This window comes from Pseudomonas sp. P5_B2, assembly GCF_056400445.1.
Genome location: NZ_JBFULH010000477.1, coordinates 1 through 3,139 on the forward strand (window position 1 = coordinate 1; position 3,139 = coordinate 3,139).

Sequence of the window (3,139 nt, forward strand, 5' to 3'; positions counted from 1 at the left end):
CTGCGGAGGAATATCCGGCTGCGGCTGCGGCTGCTCCACGACCATCGGCGGCTTGGCCAGTTGCTCCACGGCGGCCGCCACCGGTGCCAATTGCTCTTTGAATATAAGCGCAGAGGCGAGCCAGCAAGTCAGCGCGATCGCGAGAAATCCCAGCCACACACCGAGGGCAATGCTGCCGGTCAATTGCAGGGCATTCAGCTGGAACGGCAACGGGGGACGTGGGTTGGGGCGGTCGGGCATGGTTGCCTCCTGGCGAATGGTTGCAGGCGAGTGGCGATTGTCGCACGAAGATTAATCGCCGTCGGCTCTTCTGCACGAGGTAATTTATGCGGACAATCGGCGCCTTTGCCAACGGGAACCTGGAATGCCTGAACTGCCTCAAGTAAAAAACCGCTGGCGCTGGGATATTTTTTGCACCGTGGTCGACAACTTTGGCGACATCGGGGTGACCTGGCGCCTGGCTCGACAACTGGTGGCCGAGCACGCCATGGACGTACGTTTGTGGGTCGATGACCTGCGTGCTTTCGAGCGTCTGTGCCCCGAGATTGATATCCATACCGCACAGCAATGGCAGTCAGGTGTCGAAGTGCGCCAATGGCCAACCGAGTGGCCGGCCGCGGAAGCGGCGGATGTGGTGATCGCCGCGTTCGCCTGTCAGTTGCCGAATGCCTACATGGAGGCCATGGCTGCCCGGGAACACCCGCCGCTATGGATGAACCTCGATTACCTGAGCGCCGAGGACTGGGTGATCGGCTGTCACGGATTGCCGTCGGTCAAGTACAAAACGGTGCAGAAGTACTTCTTCTTCCCGGGGTTTCAGAAGGGCACCGGTGGTTTATTGCGTGAGAGAGGGTTGCTCGAGTGCCGCCGGCAGTTCCAGCAAAGTCCTGAGGCTCAACGAGAATTCCTTCAAGGGCTGGGGATTGATCGTGCCCCGAATGCGCAGTTGATTTCGCTGTTTGCCTATGAGAATGCCGGATTGTCGAGTTGGCTGGATGTGCTGGCCGCTGATTCGACGCCCACGCATGTGGTGGTGCCCGAAGGGCGGATACTCGGCGATGTCGAACGCTGGCTCGGCATTGAAGGGTTGGCCGCAGGTGCTCTGCATGTCCGTGACGGCTTGACTGTTCAGGTGCTGCCGTTCGTCCGACAGGATCAATACGATCAGTTGCTCTGGTGCTGCGATTTCAACGCCGTGCGTGGTGAAGATTCATTTGTTCGCGCCCAGTGGGCGGGCCGGCCAATGCTCTGGCACATCTATCAGCAGGAGGAAGACATCCACTTGGACAAGCTTGATGCGTTCCTCGCGCTGTACACAAAAGGCCTGTCCGAGCCTGCCAGCCAAGCGATCAACGGTCTTTGGCACGCATGGAATGCCGGGCATGATATGTCCGATCACTGGCGCTCGGCCCGCAAACACTGGCCAGAGCTGCAAAAACACGCCGAGGCGTGGTGTCTGGAACAAGCCTTGCAAGCCGATCTTGCCGCGGCGCTGGTACAGTTTTATGTAAATTGGATATGATACGCGGCCTAGATTTTTGTAAATCCCATCCAAATTCGGATATTCGCAATGAAAACTGGTAAAGAACTGAAACCCGGTACCGTGATCCGTCTCGAAAACGATCCTTGGCTGGTTCAGAAAGCTGAATTCACCAAATCCGGTCGTAACAGCGCGATCATGAAGACCAAGCTGAAAAACCTGCTGACCGGTTACAAGACCGAGATCGTTTACAGCGCCGACGACAAACTGGACGACGTAATCCTCGACCGCAAAGAAGCGACCCTGTCCTTCATCAGCGGCGACACCTACACGTTCATGGACACCACCGACTACACCATGTACGAGCTGAACGCTGAAGACATCGAAGCCGTTCTGCCTTTCGTTGAAGAAGGCATGACCGATGTTTGCGAAGCGATCTTCTTCGAAGAGCGTCTGGTTTCCGTAGAACTGCCGACCACTATCGTGCGTCAGGTTGACTACACCGAAGGTTCCGCTCGCGGTGACACTTCCGGCAAGGTGATGAAGCCTGCCAAACTGAAGAACGGTACCGAACTGTCGGTAGCTGACTTCATCGAAATCGGCGACATGATCGAGATCGATACCCGCGAAGGCGGTTCCTACAAAGGCCGTGCTAAATAAGCACTGCTTGCGTAATGAAAAAGCCCGACCGTTGAGTCGGGCTTTTTTGTGGCTGCGCATAACGTGCGAACGATGCAAATCCCCTGTGGCAGCGGGCTTGCTCGCGAAAGCGGTGTGTCAGTCGACAAAAATGTTGACTGACGTATCGCCTTCGTGAGCAAGCCCGCCCCCACATTTGAACTGCGTTATTTCTTCAAGTGTTGTTTCAGTTCCTCAGAAGCTTGCAGCATCGCCGAGCGCACCGCCGGCACCTGGCTGACTACGTTGAGCAAACCGTAGTCGTGGATCATGCCGTTGTAGCGAACCGCCGTTACCGGCACCCCGGCCTCGTCGAGTTTGCGCGCATAGGCTTCACCCTCATCGCGCAGAACGTCAGCGCCTGCCGTCTGCACCAGCGCGGGAGGTAAGCCCTTCAGTTGAGCAGTGGTTGCCCGCAGTGGTGAGGCGTAAATCTCGTTACGCTGAATGGCGTCGGTGGTGTAGTTGTCCCAGAACCACTTCATCATGTTTTTACTGAGGAAGTGCCCTTCGGCAAACTGGTTGTAAGACGCGGTGTCGAAGTTGGCATCCGTCACTGGCCACAACAGCACCTGGAACTTGATCGCGGGAGTGCCCTTGTCTTTGGCCATCAGCGCAACCACTGCCGCCATATTGCCACCGACACTGTTACCGGCCACGGCCAGACGTTTGCCGTCGACGTTGATCTCTTTACCGTGCTCGGCCACCCATTGGGTCGCGGCATACGCCTGATTGATGGCCACCGGGTAATGCGCTTCCGGAGACGGGGTGTAATTGACGAACACCGCCACCGCGCCCGAACCCGTAACCAAGTCACGAACCAATCGCTCGTGGGTCGGGAAATCGCCCAATACCCAGCCACCCCCGTGGAAGAACATGAACACTGGCAGCTCGCCTTTGACCCCGGCCGGCCGGACGATGGTCAGGCTGAGCGGCTGGCCGTCGACTTGAATGGTCTTCTCGCTGATATCGGCTTTGGGC

General features: G+C 57.5%; 3 protein-coding genes and 1 pseudogene. 2 read left to right on the forward strand and 2 right to left on the reverse strand.

Features of this window, described 5'->3' with window-relative positions; genetic code table 11:
• A pseudogene (locus AC1DRJ_RS22615) lies at positions 1–240 on the reverse strand (hypothetical protein); the annotation flags it as partial.
• A 124-nt stretch (positions 241–364) separates the two neighbouring features.
• On the opposite strand from AC1DRJ_RS22615, the gene earP reads away from it, so the two are divergent.
• Positions 365–1,522 carry an elongation factor P maturation arginine rhamnosyltransferase EarP gene (earP, locus tag AC1DRJ_RS22620; protein WP_477804104.1) on the forward strand — a complete coding sequence of 386 codons (1,158 nt, stop codon included), beginning with the start codon at positions 365–367 and terminating at the stop codon, positions 1,520–1,522.
• A gap of 48 nt (positions 1,523–1,570) precedes the next feature.
• A complete protein-coding gene (locus AC1DRJ_RS22625; RefSeq protein ID WP_007943632.1) occupies positions 1,571–2,140 on the forward strand; it encodes an elongation factor P in 570 nt (189 codons plus the stop codon).
• A gap of 185 nt (positions 2,141–2,325) precedes the next feature.
• On the opposite strand, the gene AC1DRJ_RS22630 is transcribed toward AC1DRJ_RS22625, so the two are convergent.
• A partial coding sequence (locus AC1DRJ_RS22630) for an alpha/beta hydrolase (protein WP_477804105.1) occupies positions 2,326–3,139 on the reverse strand: 814 nt, incomplete at its 5' end.

Coding starts and splice junctions, on each gene's coding strand:
- earP (WP_477804104.1), top strand. CDS start 365: ATGCCTGAACTGCCTCAAGTAAAAAACCGCTGGCGCTGGGATATTTTT.
- AC1DRJ_RS22625 (WP_007943632.1), top strand. CDS start 1,571: ATGAAAACTGGTAAAGAACTGAAACCCGGTACCGTGATCCGTCTCGAA.